At 52.3% G+C, this 24,753-nt stretch carries 29 protein-coding genes and 1 riboswitch; of the genes, 8 read left to right on the top strand and 21 right to left on the bottom strand.

Translation table 11 applies throughout. The annotated features are described in order from the left end of the window. The 6 genes from phsB to OGV65_RS15480 all read left to right on the top strand — a co-directional run bounded on the left by phsB (position 1) and on the right by OGV65_RS15480 (position 4,964). Positions 1-579, top strand: a complete 579-nt coding sequence (gene phsB, locus OGV65_RS15455; RefSeq protein ID WP_016153548.1) for a thiosulfate reductase electron transport protein PhsB — start codon at positions 1-3, stop codon at positions 577-579. Beyond that, complete coding sequence (gene phsC, locus OGV65_RS15460; RefSeq protein WP_032319018.1) at positions 576-1,343, top strand: thiosulfate reductase cytochrome B subunit; 768 nt, start codon at positions 576-578, stop codon at positions 1,341-1,343. The genes phsB and phsC overlap by 4 nt, the downstream gene beginning before the upstream one ends. A gap of 138 nt (positions 1,344-1,481) precedes the next feature. Continuing rightward, positions 1,482-2,654, top strand: a complete 1,173-nt coding sequence (gene dacD, locus OGV65_RS15465; RefSeq protein ID WP_032931656.1) for a serine-type D-Ala-D-Ala carboxypeptidase DacD — start codon at positions 1,482-1,484, stop codon at positions 2,652-2,654. Positions 2,655-2,777: 123 nt separating this feature from the next. Further along, entirely contained in the window at positions 2,778-3,245 is a 468-nt protein-coding gene (sbmC, locus tag OGV65_RS15470; RefSeq protein ID WP_235117110.1) for a DNA gyrase inhibitor SbmC, read from the top strand. An 86-nt stretch (positions 3,246-3,331) separates the two neighbouring features. Continuing rightward, positions 3,332-4,390 carry an FUSC family protein gene (locus tag OGV65_RS15475; RefSeq protein ID WP_016156885.1) on the top strand — a complete coding sequence of 353 codons (1,059 nt, stop codon included), beginning with the start codon at positions 3,332-3,334 and terminating at the stop codon, positions 4,388-4,390. A 238-nt stretch (positions 4,391-4,628) separates the two neighbouring features. Continuing rightward, positions 4,629-4,964, top strand: a complete 336-nt coding sequence (locus tag OGV65_RS15480; RefSeq protein WP_003834176.1) for a DUF496 family protein — start codon at positions 4,629-4,631, stop codon at positions 4,962-4,964. Between the two features lie 40 nt (positions 4,965-5,004). On the opposite strand, the gene OGV65_RS15485 is transcribed toward OGV65_RS15480, so the two are convergent. The 21 genes from OGV65_RS15485 to pduA all read right to left on the bottom strand — a co-directional run bounded on the left by OGV65_RS15485 (position 5,005) and on the right by pduA (position 21,765). After that, positions 5,005-5,871 carry a GHMP family kinase ATP-binding protein gene (locus OGV65_RS15485; RefSeq protein WP_016153543.1) on the bottom strand — a complete coding sequence of 289 codons (867 nt, stop codon included), beginning with the start codon at positions 5,869-5,871 and terminating at the stop codon, positions 5,005-5,007. A 92-nt stretch (positions 5,872-5,963) separates the two neighbouring features. Continuing rightward, a complete protein-coding gene (locus OGV65_RS15490) occupies positions 5,964-7,178 on the bottom strand; it encodes an acetate/propionate family kinase (RefSeq protein ID WP_047499004.1) in 1,215 nt (404 codons plus the stop codon). Further along, positions 7,163-7,615 (bottom strand): propanediol utilization protein PduV, encoded by a 453-nt coding sequence (pduV, locus tag OGV65_RS15495; protein WP_235117111.1) that lies wholly within the window; start codon positions 7,613-7,615, stop codon positions 7,163-7,165. The genes OGV65_RS15490 and pduV overlap by 16 nt, the downstream gene beginning before the upstream one ends. A 4-nt stretch (positions 7,616-7,619) precedes the next feature. After that, positions 7,620-7,970, bottom strand: a complete 351-nt coding sequence (gene pduU, locus OGV65_RS15500) for a propanediol utilization microcompartment protein PduU (protein ID WP_016156881.1) — start codon at positions 7,968-7,970, stop codon at positions 7,620-7,622. Next, a complete protein-coding gene (gene pduT / locus OGV65_RS15505; protein WP_003030201.1) occupies positions 7,970-8,524 on the bottom strand; it encodes a propanediol utilization microcompartment protein PduT in 555 nt (184 codons plus the stop codon). Before pduT ends, pduU begins: the two co-directional genes overlap by 1 nt. A 2-nt stretch (positions 8,525-8,526) precedes the next feature. Further along, positions 8,527-9,882 carry a cobalamin reductase PduS gene (gene pduS / locus OGV65_RS15510; protein ID WP_049281921.1) on the bottom strand — a complete coding sequence of 452 codons (1,356 nt, stop codon included), beginning with the start codon at positions 9,880-9,882 and terminating at the stop codon, positions 8,527-8,529. Further along, positions 9,879-10,991: a 1-propanol dehydrogenase PduQ gene (locus OGV65_RS15515; RefSeq protein WP_016156879.1), complete on the bottom strand. Its 1,113-nt coding sequence runs from the start codon at positions 10,989-10,991 to the stop codon at positions 9,879-9,881. Before OGV65_RS15515 ends, pduS begins: the two co-directional genes overlap by 4 nt. Positions 10,992-11,001: 10 nt before the next feature. Continuing rightward, complete coding sequence (gene pduP, locus OGV65_RS15520) at positions 11,002-12,387, bottom strand: CoA-acylating propionaldehyde dehydrogenase PduP (protein ID WP_141875388.1); 1,386 nt, start codon at positions 12,385-12,387, stop codon at positions 11,002-11,004. Next, on the bottom strand, positions 12,384-13,391 hold the full coding sequence (pduO, locus tag OGV65_RS15525) for a two-domain cob(I)yrinic acid a,c-diamide adenosyltransferase PduO (RefSeq protein WP_141875387.1): 1,008 nt from the start codon (positions 13,389-13,391) through the stop codon (positions 12,384-12,386). Before pduO ends, pduP begins: the two co-directional genes overlap by 4 nt. Positions 13,392-13,399: 8 nt before the next feature. Then, positions 13,400-13,675, bottom strand: coding sequence for a EutN/CcmL family microcompartment protein (locus OGV65_RS15530; RefSeq protein WP_003030211.1), 276 nt, complete (start codon positions 13,673-13,675; stop codon positions 13,400-13,402). Between the two features lie 3 nt (positions 13,676-13,678). Continuing rightward, positions 13,679-14,170 carry a microcompartment protein PduM gene (pduM, locus tag OGV65_RS15535; RefSeq protein WP_049040282.1) on the bottom strand — a complete coding sequence of 164 codons (492 nt, stop codon included), beginning with the start codon at positions 14,168-14,170 and terminating at the stop codon, positions 13,679-13,681. After that, the gene (locus tag OGV65_RS15540) at positions 14,167-14,799 is read right to left on the bottom strand and encodes a phosphate propanoyltransferase (RefSeq protein WP_016153533.1); all 633 of its coding nucleotides are present in this window, start codon (positions 14,797-14,799) and stop codon (positions 14,167-14,169) included. The genes pduM and OGV65_RS15540 overlap by 4 nt, the downstream gene beginning before the upstream one ends. After that, positions 14,799-15,263: a BMC domain-containing protein gene (locus OGV65_RS15545; protein ID WP_141875385.1), complete on the bottom strand. Its 465-nt coding sequence runs from the start codon at positions 15,261-15,263 to the stop codon at positions 14,799-14,801. Before OGV65_RS15545 ends, OGV65_RS15540 begins: the two co-directional genes overlap by 1 nt. A gap of 24 nt (positions 15,264-15,287) precedes the next feature. Next, positions 15,288-15,563, bottom strand: a complete 276-nt coding sequence (pduJ, locus tag OGV65_RS15550; protein ID WP_001057752.1) for a propanediol utilization microcompartment protein PduJ — start codon at positions 15,561-15,563, stop codon at positions 15,288-15,290. A 19-nt stretch (positions 15,564-15,582) separates the two neighbouring features. Further along, entirely contained in the window at positions 15,583-15,933 is a 351-nt protein-coding gene (locus tag OGV65_RS15555) for a glycerol dehydratase reactivase beta/small subunit family protein (RefSeq protein ID WP_200051474.1), read from the bottom strand. Further along, entirely contained in the window at positions 15,923-17,755 is a 1,833-nt protein-coding gene (locus OGV65_RS15560; RefSeq protein WP_286455140.1) for a diol dehydratase reactivase subunit alpha, read from the bottom strand. Before OGV65_RS15560 ends, OGV65_RS15555 begins: the two co-directional genes overlap by 11 nt. A gap of 15 nt (positions 17,756-17,770) precedes the next feature. After that, on the bottom strand, positions 17,771-18,289 hold the full coding sequence (gene pduE, locus OGV65_RS15565; RefSeq protein ID WP_153690249.1) for a propanediol dehydratase small subunit PduE: 519 nt from the start codon (positions 18,287-18,289) through the stop codon (positions 17,771-17,773). 14 nt (positions 18,290-18,303) lie between these two features. Then, the gene (gene pduD / locus OGV65_RS15570; protein ID WP_003844241.1) at positions 18,304-18,978 is read right to left on the bottom strand and encodes a propanediol dehydratase medium subunit PduD; all 675 of its coding nucleotides are present in this window, start codon (positions 18,976-18,978) and stop codon (positions 18,304-18,306) included. A gap of 10 nt (positions 18,979-18,988) precedes the next feature. Beyond that, positions 18,989-20,653 carry a propanediol dehydratase large subunit PduC gene (pduC, locus tag OGV65_RS15575; protein WP_003030249.1) on the bottom strand — a complete coding sequence of 555 codons (1,665 nt, stop codon included), beginning with the start codon at positions 20,651-20,653 and terminating at the stop codon, positions 18,989-18,991. An 18-nt stretch (positions 20,654-20,671) separates the two neighbouring features. Then, complete coding sequence (gene pduB, locus OGV65_RS15580) at positions 20,672-21,484, bottom strand: propanediol utilization microcompartment protein PduB (protein ID WP_016153528.1); 813 nt, start codon at positions 21,482-21,484, stop codon at positions 20,672-20,674. Then, the gene (pduA, locus tag OGV65_RS15585) at positions 21,484-21,765 is read right to left on the bottom strand and encodes a propanediol utilization microcompartment protein PduA (RefSeq protein ID WP_003030255.1); all 282 of its coding nucleotides are present in this window, start codon (positions 21,763-21,765) and stop codon (positions 21,484-21,486) included. The genes pduB and pduA overlap by 1 nt, the downstream gene beginning before the upstream one ends. Positions 21,766-22,290: 525 nt before the next feature. Between pduA and pduF the strand changes: the two genes are divergently transcribed. Beyond that, positions 22,291-23,100, top strand: a complete 810-nt coding sequence (pduF, locus tag OGV65_RS15590) for a propanediol diffusion facilitator PduF (RefSeq protein ID WP_115190477.1) — start codon at positions 22,291-22,293, stop codon at positions 23,098-23,100. A gap of 201 nt (positions 23,101-23,301) precedes the next feature. Continuing rightward, complete coding sequence (gene pocR / locus OGV65_RS15595) at positions 23,302-24,213, top strand: transcriptional regulator PocR (protein ID WP_016153526.1); 912 nt, start codon at positions 23,302-23,304, stop codon at positions 24,211-24,213. A gap of 332 nt (positions 24,214-24,545) precedes the next feature. Beyond that, positions 24,546-24,720, top strand: a riboswitch (cobalamin riboswitch). Positions 24,721-24,753 lie beyond the last annotated feature (33 nt).

The raw sequence follows: 24,753 nt of genomic DNA on the forward strand, positions 1-24,753 counted from the left end.
ATGAATCAATCAACAAACCCTTATGTCATGCTGCATGACGAGAAACGCTGTATTGGCTGTCAGGCGTGTACGGTTGCCTGCAAGGTACTGAATGACGTGCCGGAGGGATTTAGTCGCCTACAAGTGCAGATCCGTTCACCCGAACATGAACCCGAAGTGCTGTCCCACTTCCAGTTTGTTCGCGTTTCCTGTCAGCATTGTGAAGATGCGCCGTGCGTCAGCGTCTGTCCTACCGGCGCTTCATTTCGTGACGAAAATGGCATTGTGCAAGTGGATAAGTCTCGCTGTATTGGTTGTGACTACTGCGTTGCCGCTTGCCCGTTCCATGTCCGCTACCTCAACCCACAAACGGGGATTGCCGACAAATGTAACTTCTGCGCCGATACTCGCCTGGAGGTCGGACAATCGCCAGCCTGCGTTTCCGTTTGTCCGACGGATGCGCTGAAATTTGGTCGTCGCGATGACCCGGAAATTCAGCACTGGATTAATCAAAAAGAGGTTTATCGCCAGCAGGATACGCGTAGCGGCCCGGTAAGTGTCTATCGGCGTAAAGAGATCCATCAGGAGGGTAATGTATGAATTCTATCTGGGGAGCAGAGCTTAACTATGCGCCGGACTACTGGCCGCTGTGGCTCATTTATGCAGGCGTTATTATTGTGCTGATGATTGCGGGCCTGGTCACGCACGCGCTGTTACGTCGGATGCTGGCGCCCAAAACGGCAACCGGGGAAGAGCATCGGGACTACCTCTATTCGCTGGCGGTCCGCCGCTGGCACTGGGGTAATGCGCTGCTCTTTATCCTGCTTCTGCTGAGCGGCCTGTTTGGCCACTTTTCTGTCGGACCGGTGGCCTTAATGGTGCAGGTACATACCTGGTGTGGCTTCGCATTGCTGGCCTTCTGGATTGGCTTTGTGTTAATAAACGCAACCAGCGGCAACGGCTGCCATTATCGCGTGAAATTTAGCGGGTTGATATCACGCTGCCTGCTGCAAACACGCTTTTATCTGTATGGCATTATGAAAGGTGAGCCGCACCCGTTTGCCGCAACGGCAGAGGACAAATTTAACCCGCTGCAACAGCTGGCCTACCTGGCCATCATGTACGCACTGGTTCCACTACTGATCATCACTGGGTTGCTATGTCTCTACCCACAGGTGGTAGGGGCGGGGCCGGTGATGCTGGTGCTGCATATGGCGTTAGCGATTGTGGGCTTACTGTTCATCTGCGCGCATATTTACCTGTGCACGCTGGGTGACACGCCAGGGCAAATTTTTCGCAGTATGATCGATGGTTATCACCGCCATCGCAGTCATCACGCAGAGACCGCGCCGCGTAAAGGGTAGTTCCGGCGAGATTTGTCTCTGAAACCCTTTCCTGATAGCAAGAAAATGTGCCTTATGTCACATTTTCTTGCAATTTATCCATGTTTCTTCGACAGAACTTCCGTAAAAAGAACGGCTATTTCTCCCTTTCCTGAGGACATGCTGTTGAAACGCCGTTTGTTTATTGCCGCTTCATTATTAACGATGAGTTTTTCGCCCGCCTGGGCGAGCGATGCCGTGAGCTTCGCCCCACAACCTCCTGCGATTACTGCCGGGGCATGGGTGTTAATGGATTACACCACGGGCCAAATCCTGACAGCCGGTAATGAACACCAGCAGCGCAATCCTGCCAGCCTGACGAAACTGATGACTGGCTATGTTGTCGATCGCGCAATTGACAGCAAGCGTATTAGTCCGACAGATATTGTGACCGTCGGGCGCGATGCCTGGGCAAAAGATAATCCGGTATTTGTCGGTTCATCCTTGATGTTCCTGAAAGAAGGGGATCGCGTTTCGGTACGCGACCTCAGCCGTGGGTTAATTGTTGATTCCGGTAATGATGCCTGCGTGGCACTGGCGGATTACATCGCTGGAGGGCAGCCGCAGTTTGTCGCGATGATGAACAACTATGCGCAAAAACTGAACCTGCAGGACACCCATTTTGAAACGGTACATGGTCTGGATGCGCCGGGTCAGCATAGCTCCGCGTACGACCTGGCCGTGCTGTCCCGCGCTATCATCCACGGGGAACCGGATTTCTACCATATGTACAGTGAGAAAAGCCTTACCTGGAACGGCATCACACAGCAAAACCGTAACGGTTTGTTGTGGGATAAAACCATGAACGTAGATGGCCTGAAGACAGGGCATACGTCCGGTGCCGGGTTTAACCTGATTGCTTCCGCCGTCGATGGTCAGCGCCGCCTGATTGCGGTGGTGATGGGCGCGGAGAGTGCTAAAGGGCGCGAAGATCAGGCACGTAAACTGCTGCAATGGGGGCAACACAACTTCGATACAGTGCAGGTTTTGCGTAGCGGTAAGCAGGTTGGCACTGAACGGATCTGGTATGGCGATAAAGAAAAAATCAGCCTCGGAACCGAGCAGGATTTCTGGATGGCCCTGCCTAAAGCAGAAGTCCCTAACATCAAAGCAAAATATGTCCTTGATAAGAAAGAGCTGGTTGCTCCCATCGCTGCGCATCAACGTGTGGGGGAAATTGAACTCTACGATCGGGATAAGCTGGTGGCGCATTGGCCTCTGGTTACGCTGGAATCCGTCGGCGAAGGCGGCGTTTTCTCGCGCCTGAGCGATTATTTCCACCACAAGGCGTAGTTTTTCCTGATGCGTCTGACTGGCAAGAGTGCGAATCTGCTCACATAATAATCACTATTTCCTTGTGGCCGACATAGCCAGAAATTACACTGTATATAAATACAGTGTAACAGTGGAGGTTGTATGGAGTACGAGATAAAGCTGGTCGATAAACGCATGATTGCCGGTTTCCATATGGTTGGACCGTGGGAACAAACGGTGAAGCAGGGGTTTGAGCAATTAATGAAGTGGGTCGACGGTAAACAGATTGTGCCGTTGGAATGGATTGCTGTTTATTACGACAACCCTGATGTTGTTCCTGCGGAAAAACTGCGCTGTGATACCGTGGTTTCTGTGCCTCAAGGTTTTGAAATCCCGGAAAACAGCGAAGGGGTGATCCTCACCGAACTGGCGGGTGGCGACTATGCTGTCGCCGTTGCGCGCGTTGAGAATCACGATTTTGCGACGCCTTGGTATCAGTTCTTCGAGCGCCTGTTGCAGGATACGACTTATGCGATAGCCGCTAAACCCTGCTTTGAAGTTTATATGAACAATGGCATGGAGGACGGTTACTGGGACATTGAAATGTACGTGCCAGTGCAGACGAAGTAACTGTTTGGGGTGTAAATCAGGATGATCTTTTCACGCTAAAAACAGGTACAATTCGCTTCTTTGCTATTCCCTGACGGAGTGCATGAGTGCGTGCAGACAAATCGCTGAGTCCTTTTGAAATTCGTTTGTATCGTCATTATCGTGTGGTGCATGGTATTCGCATTGCGCTGGCGTTTCTCCTTACTTTTCTGTTGGTACGCCTGTTAAACATTCCCGAAGGTACATGGCCTCTGATCACGCTGGTGGTGATTATGGGGCCAATATCTTTTTGGGGTAACGTTGTTCCCAGGGCCTTTGAACGTATAGGTGGCACGATCTTGGGCTCGGTCCTGGGACTGGTTGCCCTGCGTCTGGAACTCTTCTCGCTGCCGTTAATGCTGATATGGTGCGCGGTAGCGATGTTTCTCTGCGGCTGGCTGGCGCTGGGTAAAAGGCCGTATCAGGCGCTGCTGATTGGCATAACGCTTGCCGTGGTCGTGGGTGCGCCTGCCGGAGATATGAACACCGCGTTATGGCGCGGTGGTGATGTTATTCTGGGGTCGTTACTGGCGATGCTGTTTACCGGCATCTGGCCGCAGCGGGCATTTATACACTGGCGTATCCAACTGGCGCATTGTGTCACGGGGTACAATCGGGTGTATCAGGCCGCGCTATCCCCCAATCTGCTCGAGCAACCGCGGCTGGAAAAACATTTACAACAACTGTTGAGCGACGTTGTCAAAATGCGTGGGCTCATCGCTCCTGCCAGCAAGGAAACCCGCATTCAAAAATCGATCTTTGAGGCTATTCAGACGGTGAATCGCAATCTGGTCTGCATGCTCGAGCTGCAAATTAATGCGCTGTGGGCCAGCCGTACCAGCCACTTTGTCATGTTGAATGCGCATACGCTGCGTGAAACTCAGCTCAGGACCCAGCAGGCACTACTGACAATAACCCACGCCTTGTATGAAGGTAATCCGCAGCCGGTGCTTGCCAATACGGAAAAGCTCAATGACACCGTAGCAGAGCTGCGTCAGCTTATTGCTGAGCATAAAGGCGATAATGTCGCAGAAACGCCCATTCACGGCTACGTTTGGTTGAACATGGAGATGGCTCGACAACTGGAGTTACTGTCACATTTAATCTGTCGCGCACTGCGCAAATAAAGAGCAGATGAGGGGATTGGTTCTACTGCTGCTTCGATTCAGCAAAGATTAGAGGTATGATACTGAAAAAGGCTAAAACCATTGGTAACTGCAATGACTTTACCCTCGATAACTCAGGTTTCAACCATGCATTGTCGATGCAGATGCAACTTGAAGTATGGCGGGCATGAAAGTAATGTTGACCCACTTTAGCCGTTGTTTTAACGAATCCGAATCTCACATTATCAGGGGTGTAAAAATGGAAACTACCAAGCCTTCTTTCCAGGACGTGCTGGAATTTGTTCGTCTGTTCCGTCGTAAAAACAAACTGCAACGTGAAATCCAGGACGTTGAGAAAAAGATCCGTGACAACCAGAAACGCGTTCTGCTGTTGGACAACCTGAGCGACTACATCAAGCCTGGTATGAGCGTGGAAGCGATTCAGGGCATCATTGCCAGCATGAAAAGCGATTATGAAGATCGTGTTGATGACTACATCATCAAAAACGCCGAGATCTCTAAAGAACGCCGCGATATCTCTAAAAAGCTGAAAGCCATGGGCGAAGTGAAAAACGGCGAAGCGAAAGCCGAGTAACGATTTTATGCTTGTCCGGGTCGCTGCCGTGCGGCGACCCTTATTGCAGTTCGACCCCGCCCGTCACCATGCGTAACAAATGCTGTTCTGGCCAGTGAATCGTAAGTTTTTTCTGCGTCAGCATCCATTTAATGTAATCCACATCATGACGATTTCTGTCCAGCATCAGTCCGACTACGCTGCCGCTGTGCGCGACGTTGACGCCGTATAAATCACATTCTTCCACCAGTGCTAATAGTGAATCAAAATCCGGCTTTGGTAACAGCAATTGGCTGGCGATAGCGCTAAGCGTAGCCGCTTCTCCCAACCGGTAAGGATTTTGACTAATACAGGCTTCCTGTACTTTTTCCCATGCCCGTTTGAGGGCCGCAGCTCCCGCCTGCAAGCCGGAATGACGTGGAATACGGTGATAATCCGCGGTACGCAATGTTTCAGGGCTTTCGAGAACCAGCAGATCGAGTTGAGGCTGAGCTTCACAACCAATTTGCGTGGAGGCGTTGTTATGATCGAAAAGAGTAAGCTTACGAAAAACGGTGCTGTCGGTCGGCTCCAGCGAAACGCAAAGCTGTGCCAGTGTTGGCTCGTCCAGCTGATGGCCCAGATAATGCGCCGCGGCGATGGCCGTGGCGGCAATATCCGCAGTGCTGCTGGCCATTCCTTTCGCGATGGGAATGGTTGACTGAACATCTATCCGGATATCCTGACTGAGATGCGCCGGGTACTGCCAGTGCTGTAATAACCTGTCAACCATTGCCCGAGAAAGTGGACGTTCATCTGTCAGCGGTGAGCCTGAAGTGACCTCAACGGTGCTATACCATTCGACTGGGCAGGAGACCAGTTTCTCACTGCCCAGAATCCAGCCCTGGATAAGTTCTCCGCACGATGCGGGACATTGCGCAACAGCCACGTCTTCACCTTTGTGTTCAGCAATCCTCGGCGCATAGTGTCATGGCGATCGCGCTATTACCATGATTTGCCGCAATTTGCGGTGCGGCAATATCAGGCGGGAATGCCCAATGTCACAGTTTCTGATATCGCTAAACGCATAACGTCCTGGGCTATCATCAGCTCTTCATTGGTATTAATCACCGCCACTTTAACCACCGCATTTTCCGTCTGAATAAAGGTGGCGTTACGCTGATTTTTTTCTTCATCAACGGCCAGACCTAAGAAATTCAGGTTGTGGCAAATCGCGGCGCGAGCCCGCGCTGAATTTTCACCAATTCCCCCGGTAAACACCAGCGCATCCAGACCGCCCATCTGCATAATATAGCTGCCAATAGTGGCGCGAATCCGCTCGGCAAAAAGCGTCAACGCCAGTGCTGCCTGGTGATTGCCCGTATCTGCGGCATGTTCAACATCCCGGTAGTCGGGTGAAACACCAGAAACTCCGAGTAATCCGGACTCATTGTTGAGCAATTGGTTGAGCTGCTGCGGGGTTTTGCCTTCACGCAGGGCAATCCACGGCAGAATGGATGGATCAATATCGCCACTTCGCGTGCCCATCATTACGCCAGACTGCGGCGTAAAACCCATGGAGGTATTTACCGAGTGTCCGCCTTTGATAGCGCAGATGCTGCTGCCGTTGCCCAGATGACAACAAACAACCCGCAGGGCGCTGAGCGGCACGCCCAGCTTTTCAGCAAGCTGAGCGCTGACATACTTGTGGCTGGTACCATGAAAACCATAACGACGAATACCCAGCTCTGAGTAGTAGCGCCAGGGCAGGGGATAGATGAAAGAAGGCTCATCAAGGGTCTGATGAAAAGCCGTGTCAAAAACCGCAACGGCTGGCGTTTTCGGCAGTAGCTGGCGAAATATCGCAATCCCCAACGCATTAACCGGGTTATGAAGCGGTGCCAGTTCCGCTAGGCGTTCGATTTCCGCCAGTGTTTCATCGGTTACCCGTGCGGAATCTTTGAAGGATTCTCCACCGTGTGCGACGCGATGGCCAACGCCGTCGATCTCTTCAAGACTGCTGATAATATTGTGACTGAGCAGTTTTTCCAGTAGCAGCGTTACTGCTTCACGGTGATCGGCTACGGGCAACGTCTCCTGCCATTTTTGCGCTGGTGCTTTTAGGGTGACCTGCGCATCAGACATACCGATACGCTCGATCAGTCCCTGGCAAATCATTTCACCCTGCGGCATCGCCAGAAGCTGAAATTTAAGCGAGGAACTGCCTGCATTAATGGCCATTATTTTGTGAGACATGAAGGTTCCTTTGCATTCAGAAAAATGAACATCTCATCGACCCCGGTATTCTCCAGCGCGCTGGTGACAAATACTTTTTGCGCGCCAGCCTGAACTAACCAACTCTCCACGAGAGAAATACGCTGCGGGCTGGCTATATCGGCTTTGGTGACGAGGCCGATAACGGGTCGGTTCATCGGACCAGTAAAACCTGGAGAAAAAGGTGACCACGGCGCGTCAGCATTGAGAACCAGTGCGATGATGTCTGCTTCACAGGCGCTGGCCAGCAGCGCGCTGTACAGGCAGCGGTTTTCGAGATATTCACCCGGTGTGTCTATCGTTGTGGGAGACCAGACAATGGCCTGGGTCTTCTGATAGTGAAGCGCCTCTCCCCGCATGCACTGCGTGAGTGACGTTTTACCGCACTGGCTGGGGCCAATTAGCATTATGCGTTTCATGAGATTATGTCCGGGTGATGGGACAGGCGGTAAAACGCATCATTTCGCCCAGCGTCCGGGTTACCTGTTTCAGCGCGTACTCAACGGCGGAAACATCGCCCGTCAGTACCACTGCGCCGGTAAAACGGTCGAGAAAACCAATCTCTACCGCCCCGGATTTCGTGGCGATATCACAGGCGATGATTGAGGCTTCGCTGGGGGTAATCGTCAGAATACCGATTGCGGAAACCGACTCTGGTAATCCCAGTTTCTTGAACAAATCTTTACCCGGATTAGCGATAAGATGCGCCAGCGTAACCTGCTTGCCAGGGACATATTCCTGAATCATACGATCCGTGGTGGGTTGTCTTTCCATTATCCCTCCACCATCTGTCGCCACATGCTTTCATGCGGACGAGGGATGACCGAACGGTAAACCAACAGACCTTTTTCACCCGCACTTTCACTGGCAACTGTCACTGCGTTATTCACATCAGATACATCGCCAGCGACAACCATGTAGCACTTGCCGCCAATACCAAATGCCATATGGACGCGTACCAGCGTGACATTGGAGGCTTTAACCGCACGGTCGGCGGCGCAGATGCAGGCCGCAACGCTCCATGTTTCAACAATGCCCACGGCCTGACGCTTATCCACGCTGTTAAGTCCACTGATCGCAGGAAGTACGCTGGCGTGAATGTTGGGTAGTACCAGACTATCAACGAGCATATCGCCAGCAAGAGAAGTTCCGGTGGCGATCGCCTGTTGTACTGCGCCTACGTCACCACCGAGCATGAGCAGAAATTTACCCGGGCAGATGGTCTTGCTGACCAGTAAATTCACATTCGCGCTTTTTAACATGGCATCGCCAGCTTCCATTCCTTTGGCAATGCTGGTGAGTTCTAAAATCCCTATAGCCTGAGACATGATTAACCTCTTATTACCGTGATGGATTGCTCAGTAATTTCGCTGACAATACCGTCAATACTGGCGTGGACAGGTGCGCCTAATGCACCGGACGGCACATCGGCAACGCATTGACCGCGAACAACGTGTTCGCCCTGCAGTACACATGGGATGGCGCTGGCACCAATATGCTGGCGTAGCAACAGCGTCGTTTTATCTGTGGGATAATCAGTCTCAGCCAGTGGCGCATCGTGATACCAGTCGCTAAGGCCCAGTTTGGTAATAAGGCGCTTCACCGGAATAAGCCGATACTTCGCCATTTCATCCTCAGGATTTAACGGCCCTTCATAACGATGGTTGAGCGCCCGTAGCTCGCGTTTAAGCATGCGGTTGATTCGCATCGGTGAAATCCCAACCGGACAGGCTACGCTTTCACATACATTGCATTCTGAACAGGTCAGGGCCGTGAGCAGTAACTGCGGTGTGGCCGCCTGCTGATAATTAACCGCGCGAACCAGCAGGTGCGGCGATAATTCATGGCCGATCAAATGTCTTGGGCACAAATCCGTACACAACCGACACTGCTCGCAAACGGTTTTTGCGACGGAAAGCACGGTGCGTTCATCCTGCATCCGCCGCTGAATCAACGCATGAGACTTTGGTAAAACCAGCAGTCCCCCGGTGGTCTTGCTGACTGGGGTATCCAGTGAGGTAATCAGGCCGCCCATCATCGGGCCACCGTTAATAAAACCGGGATCGTCAACGGTAGCACCACCGGCCAGCGCCAGAACCTCACGTAAAGACATTCCGATAGGGACGGTAAGAGTGATTGGTTTGGCGACCGCGCCATTAACGGTCAGGGTACGGCGCGTAACCGGATACTGCTGCTCAACGGCTCTGGCGATGTTGAGTACAGTCTGGACGTTATTGACCACCACGCCGACGCTGACCGGCAGCGCGGCAGGCGGAACTCTCCGGCCTGTTGCCATCCAGATGGTCAAAACCTCGTCACCAGCCGGGTAGACATCAGGCAAAATATGTAAGCGGATCCCGGCAGGCAGAAGGGGCGTTAATGCATTGATAGCCCTTTGATATTTCTCTTTGAGCGCAATAATACCGGCCCTGGCTCCGGTAGCCGTCATGGCATATTGAACGCCACGGATAAGTCGCTCAGCCTGAACGGCCATCAATTGCTGGTCAACTTTCAGCATCGGTTCACATTCTGCCGCATTGACCAGAAACGTATCGACCTGCGCCTGTAATTTTACGTGAGCAGGAAAGCCTGCGCCTCCGGCCCCGACAACACCCGCTGCGCGAACGCGTTCGCGAATTGTCTGCGCATCATAAAGCGTGGACTCTGCCGTCATGGCTGTCTTCATAATAATTCCTCAAGCAGTTCCTGCATGGCGCTGGCGTCGGCAACACGAGGATTGGTTTGCAGCGTGACATCAGCCAGCGCGGCCTGAACCATCGACGGTATACGTTGTGACCAGGCTTGCTTTCCATCTTTAAGCGCGTCAGCAAAAGAAGGTAACGCGCACTGTTTTTTGAGTAGCTCTATATGACGAATTAGCGCATTCAGTGCCGCCGTATCGTTCGCGTTATCCGGGCATAGGTGGCAGGCTTTAGCGAAACGGGCATAGCGCTTCGCAGCCCGCGGATCGCGGGCATTAAAATGAATGACATGGGTCAGCAGCAGCGCATTGGCAAGTCCGTGGGGCAGATGAAACTGGCCGCCCAACTGATGGGCAATCGCATGATTGATACCCAGACCAGCCTGACTGAATGCCATTCCCGCGAGCGTTGACGCGTTGTGCATTTTTCCTCTGGTTGCCAGGCAGTCGCCTTTGCTGACGGCGACAGGCAGGTACTGGAAGACAATTTGTGCCGCTTTTTCAGCCAGCGCATCGGTGAAGTCGCTGGCTTTCGTGGATACATAAGCCTCCAGCGCATGCGTTAATACGTCCATGCCGGTATTCGCTGTTATGGCTGGTGGAACGCTGACGACCAGCGTCGGATCAAGGATGGCCATGTCCGGATAAAGCGCATTATTAAATAATGGATACTTAATGCCTTTATCCGGATCGCTAATCACGCAGGCGCTGGTCACCTCCGATCCCGTGCCGCTGGTGGTGGGAATTGCAACGCAGGTTTCAATCTCAATACCGAACTGTCGGCTGAACCAGACGATGGCTTTTGCGGCGTCCAGTGCAGATCCACCGCCAAAACCAATGACGACGTCCGGTCGTAGGGACTGCATTTGCGCAATCCCTTGTACTACCGTGCTAATGGTGGGATCGGGGGTGATATCGCTGAAAATGCTGATGCGGTTATCCGCTGGCAGCGCGTCGCGCAGCTTTTCAATCAGGGGAGAACGCGCGAGAAAACCATCGCAGATAATCCAGATATGCTTATTCGTGAAACGCTTAAGCACATCCAGGCTTCCCTGGCCGCTGTACAATCGAGTTTGCAGTGAAAAGCTTTTCATAACGGCCCCATTAGCGAATAGAAAAACCGTTTGTCAGCACGCAACGACGAGAGCGTGCGAAAGTGCGCGCAGATGTCGTTCCTTCACCGGTCGGCGTTGCGATGGTGAAGGTGGTAAAGCCTTCACCACCAACGCCAATCCCAGCATAAGAGGGGCCATTTTTCACAAAAATGGAGGTCTGAAGCGTGCGCGCGGCAAGGTTCAGACGTGACACATTTTGCGAATGCATAATGGCGGTGTGATGCAATCCCTCTTCAACCTTCAGGGCCAACGTTAACGCGCTGTCAAAATCGCTCACCGTTACGATGGGGAGCATTGGCATCAGTTGCTCGCTGGTAACCCATGGGTCGTCAGCCTTGACGATACCTATCAGTAATCGAGGTGCTTTTGCCGGAACCGGTATTCCCGCGGCTTCCAGTAAGGTTGCCGGGCTTTTCCCTACCAGTTGTTTATTGGCTATTCCTTCTGGCAGACAAACTGCGCGCAGTTTGTCTATATCTTCGCTATTGAGTCGCATCGCGCCAAAAGACTGCATTTGTTGAACCAGTCGTTCGGCAACGGCATCAACAACAATCAGACTCTTCTCAGCAATGCAGGGGAGGTTGTAATCAAAGGATGCGCCATTGATGATATCTTCCGCCGCCTTAACCAGGTCGGCTGTTTCATCAACAATGCAGGGAGGATTGCCTGCGCCTGCGCCAATGACTTTTTTCCCGCTTTTCATGCCCATAGCAACAATGCCTGGACCACCGGTAATCGCCAGAACTGCGATTTTAGGGTGCGCCATCATCTGCTGGGTAGCCTCAAAAGTGGGTTCTGTGACCGTGACGACAAGATTCCGAATCCCGCAGCAGCGAAAAGCAATATCTTCAATCATGGTAATCAGCTTCAGTGAGACCGCTTTTGCACCTGGATGTGGGCTAAAATAAACGCTATTTCCCGCAGCCAGCATACTGATGCTGTTGTTAATAATGGTTTCCGTCGGGTTGGTACTGGGGGCGACGGAACCAATCACGCCAAAGGGTGAATACTCGAATAACACCATGCCGCCGTCGCCGGTAAGCGCCGTGGTGGTGAGATCTTCGATACCCGGGGTATTGTCCAACGCAGCTTTATTTTTAAGGAACTTATCCTCTTTGTTGCCCATTCCCGTTTCGGCAGCGCTTTCAGCAGCCAATGAAGCAAGGTGAGGCGTCAGTTCTTCTCGCAGGGCGTTAATGATGGCGCTGCGGGTTTTCAATGGACATTGCTGATAACGCAGAAAAGCCTGATGAGCGGCATCGATCGCTTCGCTAACGGACGGAAAAATTCCATTACCCTTAACTTCTGCTTTTGCCGGTGCAAGTTGCTCACTCAAAATGTTACGAATAAGGGTTTCAAGTTCTGAAGTGTTCATTGATGTGTTCTCACGTTAATTGCCGCAATGGCCGTTTCTGCAATGTCCATATCCTGCTCAACGCTTCCCCCGCTGATGCCAAGACCCCCAAGGAGTAACCCCTCACGCCATAATGCGTACCCGCCACCGAAGGTGACGACTTTTCCCTGCATATGGCTTTCCAGACCGTAAAGCGCGGCGCCTGGCTGCACTGCCGATGTCAGCTCATGCGTGGCGGTTTTCATTGCCACGGCGGTCCAGGCTTTTTTCGGTGCCAGTTCGCTACTGACGAGTAATGCGTCAGGCATGCGCCAGGTCACCGTTTGGGTCCCATTCGCATCAACAATGCTGATGACGACCGGAACCTGAAGTTCTTCTGCTCTCGTTACCGCAGCGCGAGTGAGTTGGTGGAGTTCCTGAAAAGACAGAGACATAGCCGGCTCCCTGGTAGCTGATGTACGGATGGCTGCGAGATAACGCTCCGCCACTTTCTGAATAATGTTGTTTTGATGGGCGTCATGATCTTCTGCTCGTGCAAGCGCATATAAGCAGTCGGACAGGCGATTGATATAACGCATCAGCACGTGTCTGACGGAAATCTCGGTGGAGAGTTCGACCAGTCGCCTCTCTGCGCGGCGGGCCAGCGTGCGGGCAAAGTGCAGACGGCTGGCGGCTTCGCTGCGGCCAGGTAAAATAAAGCTGCGTAGGGAGGGGACTCTTCCCATCGCTGTATCGATAGCGGCCTCCAGCGCGGCAATTTCTTCTGAGCTGATGTAGCGCTGCTCTGGCGCTGGCTGTTCGCTTTCGCTTGCCAGCTCGGCGCTGAACCAAAAAAGCTGCAGTTGAATGTTTTCGAGTAACTGGCGGTGCTGCGGGTTTTTCGCTGCGCAAACACACAGGCTAAGCGCCGCATTAAGTTCGTCCAGCGTACCGTAAGCCTCGACGCGCGGGTGCGTTTTGCTCACGCGTTGCCCGGTAAAGAGGGCCGTTGTGCCGGCATCGCCAGTGCGGGTATAAATCGCCATAGTTCCTCCTAACGAGAAAGCGTGTCGACAATGCCGACGATAGCCAGATCGATGGCCTCATTAGGGCCGGAAAAAACGTGTCTGGCGCTGGAGCCACTGCTGAGTAATACCAGTTCTCCAGTTCCAGCGCCGACAGAATCAACCGCGACTTCATCTCCACTCACAGGGGACGCGGGAAGTTCTCCGTCCGCACTCACCCGACGTACCAGCAACAGTTTCTTCCCCACCAGTGATGGAGATTTTTGCGTGGAAACCACAACGCCTGTAACCCGTGCCAGATGCATAGCTCACTCCTGCTTAATTAATTGGACATTTCGCGTACCGACGGCGTCCTGAGCCAGAGCCGTCACGACACATCGACGACGTAGCACCAGAACGCCCCCCTTCAGTTGGGCGACGTCGGCATAGCTGAGAAGTTTGTCAGGATGCAAAACGATGATTCGCCCCAGCTCGTCACTGAACTCCAGAGGCAGACGCGCGAGTTTTCTAACGGGGATTGCGGGTAACAATCGGTGTTGTAGTGAAATTTTCACGCGGACTCCGCATGCCAGCGCTTCGTGGATCGTTACCACCGACATGTTGTCCGCGCAGCCCTCGGCAATTTGCTCCAGCAATGGCAGGTCCGCCTGCAGGAGGTGGAGCGACGAGTACTGGCAGCACAATGTCCGTGGTTCGATTTCGCGTAACTGCGCGACGCTAAGCGAGAGCGTGCTTTCCGCGCGTTTTTTTAATCGGGAAACAACCTCCTCGATAATGCGTTGCAGCAGTTCGTTGTTCATCGTGGGCTCACCAGTGTGGCAAATGCCTGCGGATTATCTGCGCCCGCAGCATTGGCTTCGTCGGTATCGATATGCATCTCAAGGCGCATATCCGGCGAAACGCGTACGGCGACGTTATCGAAAATCAGTCGACGTTCATCACCATTAATGGCAACAGAGACTTTATCGCCATGGGAAACGCGCAGGATTAGGGCATCGAGCGGCGACATATGGATATGGCGTTGGGCGACGATTACCCCGGATGCTAAGTCCAGTTCAGCAAATGGACTGATAAGGCGAACGCCTGGCGTGCCCTCGATACTGCCTGACATCCGTAGTGGAGCAGCAATTCCCAACGTACGAGCGTCGGTACGAGAAATTTCGACCTGACTGGTGCTACGCAGCGGGCCGAGTAAGCGCACATTTTTTAACTGACCTTTTGGTCCCACCAGCGTGACGGTCTGGTCTGCTGCATATTGTCCGGGCTGCAGCAGCTCTTTTTTCTCACTAATAGGGTGATTGGGAAACAAGCGGTCGTAATCTTCAGCGCATAGATGAATATGACGATTAGAGATCCCTAGCGGAATAGGGCGCTCACGCATTTCATCCAGAACTTTGGTGACCGTTGTCTCCAGTTGCTGTTTATCCATCACGCTTCACCTCGTTTGCCTGAGTGCAGACAAAGAGAGCGCGGCTCGCCCTTTTGACGGGGGCAGGCAGGGTCAAGACACAGATTGCAGCTAATCAACTCTGCATCTTGTGGCGCTTCGGGCGCTGCATGGTCCTCAGGGATCTCTTCATGTGGTACGACAGGTGTCGGGGCGGGCGCTGGCTCAGACTCTGGGGTGACGCTATGTGACAGAATGCCATCCCCTGGTCTGGATATGACTTTGTGAGCCACCAGTCCATCTCGCTGGTCAGCGAAACTGACACCGGTGGAAATGGCCGCCTGGACGGAGGCCACATCCCCGATTATCTTGATCACCATCCAGCCTGAACCGTTGGTTTTTTCGAGGCCCACCAGCGTGATGGAGGCGGCTTTCGCCATGACGTCCGCGCAACTGATGGCTAATGCCAGACCACTAACTTCAAGTAATCCCAGTGATTGCTTCACGCTGTGCTCCTTGGTTGCAACGACTTATGCGGATTTAGGTAAAATGGCTTCAACGTCGCTGTGCGGACGTGGGATAACGTGGCAGGATTTCACCTCGCCAACGGCGCTTGCTGCAGCGCTTCCTGCATCTACGGCAGCTTTCACTGCGCCGACATCGCCGCGAACCATAACGGTGATCAGGCCTGAGCCGATTTTTTCGTAACCAACCAACTGCACGTTTGCGGATTTCACCATGGCATCAGCGGCTTCAATAGCGCCGACGAGCCCTTTTGTTTCAACCAGTCCCAGTGCGTTATTCATACTGCTTTTCTCCTGTGGGTTATGAGTGGCATTCCCGAAACGGAATGCCTTTAACCAGCCGCGCAGCGTTATTACCAATGCTGCGTTTGGCGTAGTTATCTTGTTGATATGTCAGCGTAAATAGTGGCGCTGATGTGGGTAAGTTTTTATAGTGCACGACCAGTTTTTCGCGACTGCAGCCAATGCCAACCAGCAGCGGCGATTGGCAAGCCGCCAGCCATGCGTTGTGGATAACGTCAGTTGACGGGCTCTCCTGAATCACAAAGGGGATCCCTTCTTCTTCAATACCCAGCAGCACATCACTCCAGACGTCAGTGCATCCAGCAGTGGCGAAGATAACGATGGCTGGCGTGGTGAGATTACTTTCCATGAGCGAATGCCTTGTACCAGGAGAGAATCAGCCCTGTCGCGACCGCGTTGCGCGGACCTTCGGTGCCACGAATGTTGCCGCGCCCGGCAACCAGGCGATAGTGTGCCAGCGCATCGGTGACCAGTTGCGGAACTTCAAAGTCCAGGGATGAGCCGCCAACCAGCACCACAAAGGGAATATCCCGAATGTTCCCGGTCGGACTCACCTGACGTAGCGCTCTGAGTGCGTTGGTGACGAAAACGCGTTCCTTAGCGCTGCGGCGAATGGCCCGGACTTTCTCCAGCGCCAGTTCGCCTGGCAGTGGCACCAGTTCATCGGGTTTTACTACGCATACGCGGGCAAAAACCGTTGGTGGGAGAGGTGTAGGGAAGAACTGGACGCTGCCATCTTCGTGGCGAAGATGGAACAAGCTCTCGACTTTCGCCAGCGGGTACTTTTTGATATCTTCAGCGAGATAACGGTCTTCCAGCCCCAGTTCACGGGCAATAATCATCGTTACCATATCGCCCGCACCCGCCAGGTGCGTGGCAATAATTTCGCCTTTCGGGTTGATGATGGAGGCGTCGGTCGATCCTGCACCGAGGTCCAGAATAGCCAGTGGCCGCGTCGTGCCGGGGGTGGTTAAGGCCCCCAGAATGGCCGCTTCGGCTTCGGCGCCGCCAACCTGGACGTCAATATTGAGCTTTTGCGTGATTTCCTGAGCAATCATCGCCATTTGCAGGCGGTCTGATTTCACCATGGAAGCAATGCCGACAGCCTGTTCCAGCGAGAACTCACCGGCTAGTCCGCCGGTCACGCTGACGGGAACCGAGGTATCGACTGCCAGCAGGTCCTGAATAAAAATTTCGTGGCTGGGTTTGTTGGTTAATTCAGCCATTGTCTGGCGCACATGCTCCAGCATGCCGCCAATATTGGTGCCAGCCTCTCCGGTGACGTTATCCAGTTTCGGGCATTCACCAACCGCTTTCATAATCGCTTCAGCGCCAGCTGCAACGTCGACCCGTACGGTACGACCCTGCGACTGTAGCTCCAGATTTCCGGCAGGAATGGCTCGTGCTTTCACATCACCTGACGGTGTTTTCACGACCACGGCAGAACGATTGCCGATCAGCGCCCGCGCCATCGGGACAATGTTTTTAGTCTCGTCGGCGTTGAGGCCAAAAACGGTCGCAATCCCGTAAGGGTTAGAAAGCGTTTCAATGACTTTTCCTGGAATCGCGACCTCAATGGCAGCCAGCATACCTAACGGGATGCGGTCGATATGAAGGACTTCATCGACGATAGGCAGGGGGTGAGTCAGACGATTACTGACCAATACGCCATCGTCCTGCTGCAAAATAACGCCAGTTAACTGGTATCCGGCGCGGACGGAGGCATTAATCATCGTGGCGACATCGGCGAAATCAAATGCCGATGACACCACCAGAATATAGGGCGTATCCGCCGGACGGCTGAGCAGGTCTTCCGGCGTAATAGTGACGCCAACGCCTAATCCGACGCCGCCCGGCGTTTTAGGGTTATGGCCGATCATGGTGGATTCAGTGATGATGGTTTCGGTTATCGTTTCCATCGCTACGTCGCCAATGACCGGGGTGGCTTCGTTAATACGGATGAGCGAAATATCGCTGACATTGATACCGGCGTTTTTTGCTGCCAGCGAAAGTGCCTCCTGAATACCAAACACATTACGTAATGTGCCTTTAATTCCGGTGGTTTCTGCCAGCGCGCTGCCGGTGATGCTCAGTGCGCCAGACTCATCGAGGGTAGCCAGAGCGACTTCCGTTGATGAGTTGCCTATGTCAATGCCAGCTATATATCGCATGATCCTGTCCCTGAGTTAGTCGTCGCCTTTGAGTTTTTTACGCTCAACGTACAGCGCTGCCGCTTCACGAACGAAAGCTGCACAGATCTTTGCCTGATAACGATTTTCGAGATCGTCGGCGATAGCCATCAGCTCGTCTTTCGTTGAGCGGTATGGGCGCAGCGCGTTGTAGATCTCAAGAATGCGATCGTCAGGTACAGCGGTTAGCTCAGCGGCACGCTCGAAGTTCATCGCCAGTCTGTCACGTCCGGCATCTTTGGCGATTTCCGCCTGAAGGCGCAGCGTTTCAGGGGTGATGCGCATGTCCTGCGCCGTCACTTTGTTGCTCAGAACATTTTCGAGCGTGAAGTCATCCAGAGTTTTGTTGGTTGCGGTTTTTACCCACTCAGGATGTTTATTCGCGAGAGGGTAATCCGTGACTTTCGCGGTATGTGCTGGTGAACTCGCCGCGGCCGGCGTCACGGGCTCGTCTTGCAGGCTGTTCATCCGGCTCAGCACATCCCGAACCATCGATTCAATTGCGTCGGTATTCATGGAGTTATCCTTTATCAAAGCGCCACGCGCAGTTCCTGCGGGTTTTTGCCCGTCACGACGTATTTGGTCTCTTTAATGTGCAGAATGGCCGATTTCGCCTGGTACTTAGGACGAGCCATCTGGTCATTCAGAGTAGGGACCGGTTGCGGAGATTCACGCTTGGCATAACGCGCGGCGTTTTTACCGATCTGACGATAGGTTTCCAGCGTCAGAAGTGGTGCCTGAGGGAACAGCTCCAGGTTAGAAAGCGGCGGTAACCCCTGCTGGTGGATTACCGTGGTGCCTTTTGACTGGATGCCGATAGAGATCCCGGAACCGCTCAGACGGTTACCTTCCACGGCGACAAATGCCACATCGGAGGATTTAAAGCAGCGGATAACGCGCGCTTTAATGCCTTCTTCTTCAATACCCGCAATCACTTCGCGCAAGATGTTCTTATGCGGGATCCCTACGATATTGACGGTTTGCGACAGTCCAAACGCGGGACCTACGGCAATAATCACTTCGTCCTGCTGCTGGCCTTGTTTGGCTTCGCCAATCTCGGTCAGAAAGCTGTCGCCCTGCGCCGCTGCAGCCTGTGGCGCGCTAGCCGCTGTCGATGCGCGGAATGAGACGGGTTTGTCGCTGGTTTGCATTTCAGACAGTACGTCTTCAATTATCTGGCGCAGCAGCTTTTCATTGATTTCCATTTTTCACCCCTTAGCCAAGTTCGTTGGGATCAAGTGCGCCAGGGATGTTTTTGATCTCTTCCCAGCGTTCGCCTTGTAGGCGATAACCTGTTGCCGGACCGGCATAGTCATTGACGTCATTTACTGCGGATAGCACCTGTCCGTCGCCAACGATAATGGCGGAGGTATGCAGATAATCCCCGGTTAACTTGGCTTTCTGGATGTTGAGCATGTCCTGAGCGACATCGGTAAACCCGCCCTGAGCAAGGGCTTTCACCACTTCCAGACCGTTACGGTTTTTATTGATGATCTCTTGCGCAAACTTGATATCTTCAACGATGTTTCGCTCCGGCATATCTTTCGAACCGTGGGCGTAAGTCGCCGCTTCTACTTCTTCATCAGTGATTGGCGGTAATCCCATCCCGGCAAAGACGGCCTGCAGTGCACGTGCCGCTTTATTACGAATGGCGATAACGTCTTCTTCACGAACCGGACGCAGACCCCCATCTACCTTGAGGTCTCGCTGGAGGACGTTGTAGTCGTCAAAATCTTCGGCATCCTCGTTCGAACCCGCAAACATGTTGTCGTAGTTCGGCACAGCGGAATAACCGGAAGAGATGAAGTCAGTACCCGGCAGGAACTGCATCAGCAGGCGGGCAGTACGACGCATATCCGAGTGGGTAAAGGTTTGGTCGTTGCTGGAGGCACACTCCAGATCCAGGGAGGAACAGATCAGGTTTTCAGCTAACACCGCACGAATGCCTGACGGCACAGCGGAAGGCACGCCGATGCAGCTTACTGAACCATTTTGTAAACCCTGTACGCCAGCGGCTTTGGTGATGTAAATACAGCGGGCTTCAAGGTAAAGCATCGATTTACCTTCGGCGTAACCCATCTGAACTTCTGAGCCAGAGCCGGAGGTAAAGCGCATTTTCAGACCGCGTGAGGCGTAGGAAGAGGCGAGGAAGCCTTTCGACCATGGCGTGTCATCGCCGTCGGTAAAGACGGGTTCAGTACCATAGACGGAGATAGTTTCCGCGTAACAGGTGTGGCCTAACATACCGAGTTTAAGTTCGGTCGCCTCTTCCAGCGAGCACTGGGTTAATACGCCAGGGCGCCCAACCTGTGAGCCGACTAACAGCGCAATGGCGTTAAAGGGGGCATAACGCGCAACGGCAACCGTCGTTTCCTGTTCGTCAAATCCGCGCCAGGCGCCTTCAGCCGCATCAGCGGCAATCTGCACCGGATTATCTTTAACGTTAGTGACGTGTGCCTGCTGAGACGGTGTACGACGAGCACGCATTTTCTGCATGGCCATCATCATCTCAACGACGTTCATATGGGACACCACTTCGACAATTTTTGCCGGGGTCATTGCGGTAGTCAGCGGCACAATGTCTTTGCGCTTCACGTTAGGATCGCAAAGCATATTGGCAAGTTTTACTGAGTCCATCGCCATGACTTCTTCAGCGCGCGCCAGGTTAATGCCATAGCGGGCAATGAAATGGTCAATTAAGTCAAATTCACTGGCGGATTTGCCGTCCAGTTCTGTGACTGTACCGTTGACGATTTTAATCGACGGTTTAGGGTCGTTCGGGCTTTCCATCGCAATGAAGCCTTCTTCGATCCACTCCTTAACGAAGCCATCCTGATTCACAGGGCGCTTCGCCAGTGCTTCAAATCTTTTCGATCTCATGAATCAGCCTCACTGATATCAGATGTAGGACGGACGATCGTTTTTCGGTTCTGAGCCGAGGGTCCCGAGTACGGTTTTACCGATTTCGCGGGCGGAGATAACGGCCTGACGTACAGCGCCGGAATCGCCTGAAATGACCAGAATGGCTTCGTTACTGAAGCTGGTGCCATGGGCTGGGGAGCTGTAGGCCACTACTTCCACGTTGGCGGATTTCAGCGCAGTATCAGCCATCAGGACACCAACGGATGCCGGGGCGCCGACGATCACGCCACAGGCACGGCCAATCGGTGCACCAAAGGCTTTTTCCAGCGCGTAGCTGGCGCGTGCGGTGTATTGCATCTCGATGTGACCGGCTTCGTTGGCATACACATCGCCAAAGGTGCGATCCAGTTCTTTCAGCGCAACCTCAATTCCGCGTTTCACGTCGGAAACATCGTTGCCGCCGAGAATAATCAGCGAACCGTGACCCGCACCGCCTTTGGTATCACGTGGCAACTCAATACTGACGACTTCAGTATTGGTGGCTTTTACCGCTTCATCTGCGGCCATGATGTGCGGGCCTGCACCAGTACGCGCGCCAAGGATGCCAATGGAGCGATACCGTTTTTCAAGTTTCATTGCGTCCAGTAGGGCGCTGTCCACGTTGGCGATTACCAGACCGACGGTGTCGCCAATCGCAGTACCGACAAACTCCGTTAAACTGCAGCTTTTCTCTGCCATAGCCGTTTCTCGTGTTGGAGGATTATTTTCAGGGATAGCCTGCTGTTCCGGCGTTGCCACGCGAGCAATCACCTGCGCCATGATCTGATCAACCAGCTCATTGCTGCTCATTAGCTAATTCCCTTCGGTAAGATTTTTTCTACATCGGTGTGAGGGCGTGGGATGACGTGTACGGCTTTCACTTCTCCCACATTACGTGCTGCGGCGGCACCTGCATCTGTTGCTGCTTTGACTGCGCCAACATCGCCGCGGACAATGACTGTTACCAGCCCCGAACCAATTTTTTCGTAGCCGACCAGCATTACATTGGCTGACTTCACCATTGCATCTGCGGCCTCTATGGCTGCAGTCAAGCCTTTGGTTTCTACCATTCCTAACGCTTCTTGTTGCATAAAGACCTCGCCTGGGTTGTCCCGATGTTCATGACTATAAAAAGAAGCGAGGAAAAAGAATGGCTGACTTGAAATTGAGAGTGAAAAAATAATAGAGGTAAGGTGATGTAAAATTGCTATTAATTATTTTAACTTGTTGTTTTTAATGGCTATATTAAATCTCTTTGATGTGATTATTTAGTTATGTCAGTTCCACATTTACACTTTTTCTGGTGACATTATAAATATCATTTGCTATGCGAAAAAAATGAAATTGTGATGGTGGTTTGAAAACAGATTTCTGCTAATAGCAATATTTTATTGTTTTGAAAATGTCCGTGTAATACGCGGAATCCCGATTGACTCTAATGTTTTAATAAAGTGTGTAGCAAGAATTTGCTATTGCGCCACGATTTTAAAGGGCAAGCTATCCGCAGAATGCCAACAATTTGCTGATATGGCCTTTTATAGTAAGCCTCGAAGTATTCTACTTGCCAGTAAGGAGTCCGCTGGTAAAGACACGAACTCTGCTTAGAAGGTGTCACAATGAACGATTCACTAAAAGCGCAATGCATTGCTGAGTTTTTGGGTACCGGGCTGTTTTTGTTTTTTGGTATTGGCTGCCTGAGCGCTCTGAAAGTCGCAGGTGCCAGCCTGGGATTGTGGGAGATCTGCATCATTTGGGGTCTGGGGATCTCGCTTGCAGTCTACCTGACGGCCGGGATTTCTGGCGCGCATCTCAACCCTGCTATCACCATCGCACTGTGGCTGTTTGCCTGTTTTCCGGGGCGCAAAGTTTTACCTTACACTGTGGCGCAGGTCGCGGGGGCCTTTGGTGGCGCTTTGCTGGCTTACTTGCTCTACGGCAGTCTGTTTACCGAGTATGAGTCGGCCCACCAGATGGTGCGCGGCAGTCTGGAAAGCCTGCACCTTGCCAGTATTTTTAGTACTTATCCTGCGGCGGCGCTCAGCGTCTGGCAGGCAGCGTTGGTCGAAGTGGTGATTACCTCCATTCTTATGGGGATGATCATGGCGCTGACTGACGACGGTAACGGCGTACCTAAAGGTCCGTTGGCACCATTGCTGATTGGTATTCTGGTTGCTGTTATCGGCGCATCCACCGGTCCGCTCACCGGATTTGCGATGAATCCGGCGCGTGATTTTGGTCCTAAATTGTTTGCCTGGATGGCCGGGTGGGGAGATGTTGCGATGACCGGTGGGCGTGATATCCCTTATTTCATTATACCGATTGTGGCCCCTATCATCGGCGCGTGCGCGGGTGCAGCAATTTATCGTTATTTGATTGGCAAAAATTTACCGTGTAATACGTGTAAGCTGGACGAAAATGAGAGCTAGCTTCACAGAAGAAGTTTATTTTTGAAAAGTAAAAACTGTTTTCGTGATCCGGTATCCTGAACTGCCCAAAAAGTCTCCCAAGAATGGGAGACTTTTGTTATGTTCAATTACGACTTTCATCAATGCTCAGGATGGCAGGGTGAAAACGAATGTGAATAATATGTTTTATTTATAACAATAAATTAACTGAGAGGTTTTATCATGATTTCTGCGAGTGCCCTGAACTCAGAACTCATTAATAAAATCGCACAGGATTTTGCGCAGGCCACCAGTCTGGCCGTTGTGGTTGTCAATATTCACGGTGATGAAATTTCTGAGCTTTTTAATTTCACCCCTTTTTGCCAGTTGATGCGTCAGCATCCTCAGCACAGTACCCGTTGTCGTATGAGCGATCGCTGTGGAGGGCTGGAAGCCTCTAAATCCGATCAACCCTGCATCTATCGCTGTCACGCCGGACTTACCGATTTCTCAATTCCGCTGGTCATTGCGGGGCACCTGGTAGGGTTTGTACTTTGTGGCCAGGTACGCTTAAGTAACGATGTTGGTTTGGTTGATATTCTGAATGTAGATGACCGCTGGCAAGCCGATCCCGAACTGGTCAACGAGTTTCGTAATGTACCGGAAATGGACTATTCGCGAGTCATCGCCTCAGCGGATCTGCTGAAGCTCATCGTAGAAAATTGCCTTAAGAAACAACTTAATTTTGTGGTTATCAAAGATAACCCGCAGCAGTCAGAGCCAGTACGCGCTAACCGCAGCACTAATCCTCATGACAGCAAAATGAAAAAAGCACTGCGCTATATTGATGCGCATTTATCAGACGAATTGCGTCTGGAAGATGTCGCCTCTCATGTTTACCTTAGCCCTTACTATTTCAGCAAATTGTTCAAAAAATATCATGGTATCGGTTTTAACGCATGGGTAAACCAGCAGCGAATGGCCAGTGCAAAAGAGCTGCTTTGCCACAGTGACTGGAGCATAGCCAGCATTGCGCGTAATTTAGGATTTTCGCAAACCAGTTATTTTTGCAAAGTTTTTCGTCAAACGTATCAGGTCACGCCGCAGGCATTTCGCCAGCAAATAAATGTCATTTCACGTGGCGAATCCGCTTAAATGGCAATATTTTGCTATTGCCGATTTTTGATATAGGGCGCTATGCCAGTCATTATAAAATGAAAAGTAGCGACAGCAGTCAATAAATTGTCATAGCGCAACAAAATATTAGTATTAGAGGGATAAACTGCACCAGTTTTTATTTTTGTGATGAGATACAGTGTCTCTGTGAATGACTTTCTTTATTCTTTGTTGGCACTTTCATTCAGAATGCGAGCATATGAATAAGTGGGTTTATGCCAGGTAATTGGTTGAATGAACCCGGCAAGATATTAAATTGAATTATTGTCATGAGGTCGTGAATTTACCTCATAACAGAGAGCTTAATTAATCAGGCTCTTGAACTGACAGGTTTGCCACATTTGTGGTAGGGAAGGGGGTGAGAATCCCCCGCAGCCCCCGCTGCTGTGATGCTGACGACCCCGTATTGACCACTGATCGCAAGATTGGGAAGGACGGGTGAGGATGACGCTAAGCCAGAAGACCTGCCTGTCAGTGACTACCAACAACTTCGGTGGGAAGTGGGTGGTTCAGATGCAT

Origin of the sequence: Citrobacter sp. Cb004 (genome assembly GCF_030337065.1) — a bacterium.
GTDB classification, from domain to species: domain Bacteria; phylum Pseudomonadota; class Gammaproteobacteria; order Enterobacterales; family Enterobacteriaceae; genus Citrobacter; species Citrobacter braakii.